General features: G+C 62.7%; 1 protein-coding gene and 1 pseudogene. Both read right to left on the reverse strand.

Annotated elements, in window-relative coordinates; genetic code table 11:
* A partial coding sequence (locus tag HP499_RS24770) for a siderophore-interacting protein (RefSeq protein ID WP_172326643.1) occupies positions 1-302 on the reverse strand: 302 nt, incomplete at its 3' end.
* A pseudogene (locus HP499_RS24775) lies at positions 299-568 on the reverse strand (cobalamin/Fe(3+)-siderophore ABC transporter ATP-binding protein); the annotation flags it as partial. The pseudogene HP499_RS24775 and the gene HP499_RS24770, both read right to left, overlap by 4 nt.

Consider the following 568-nt stretch of genomic DNA (forward strand, 5'->3'; position numbering starts at 1 on the left):
CGCATGTCACCGCGGACGGATGGGTCCATGGCAAGCCACTCCTGGTACCAACCGGCTTCCTCCATCTTGAAGGGAGGCAGCGGAATGACGTTACCGGAGGCATCGAAGGACGGGATCATCAGTTTCACGCGGAGGTCCAGGGTGTCACCTGCAACTCCGAAATCGCGCAGTGAGTAGCCGCCGAAGGTGATGCGGCGGAAGTTGGGGCTGAGCTCCTGCACGGCCGTCACGGTGACGTCGAAGGCGAGGGTCATGGGCTCCACGGCGGCACTTGCTGTGGCCTGTGTCGGTTGTGCACTCATGAGGCGATCTCCAGTTCGTTGGTTGAAGCGGTGCGTGCGTGGTGGCGTCCGATAGGGACGATCAAAGGTGTGCCTGAGATGGGGTCCATCACCACCCGGGACTCGAGGCCGAACACGTTGAAAACGAGTTCCTCGGTGACCACGACGGGGGCCGGACCTTCAGCCACGATGCACCCGCCCTTCATGGCGATGACATGGTCTGCATAGCGGGCTGCAAGATTGAGGTCGTGGAGCACGATCGCCACGGTGGTGCCGCGGCTGCGGTT

This window comes from Paenarthrobacter sp. CM16, from assembly GCF_013179505.1.
GTDB lineage: Bacteria > Actinomycetota > Actinomycetes > Actinomycetales > Micrococcaceae > Arthrobacter.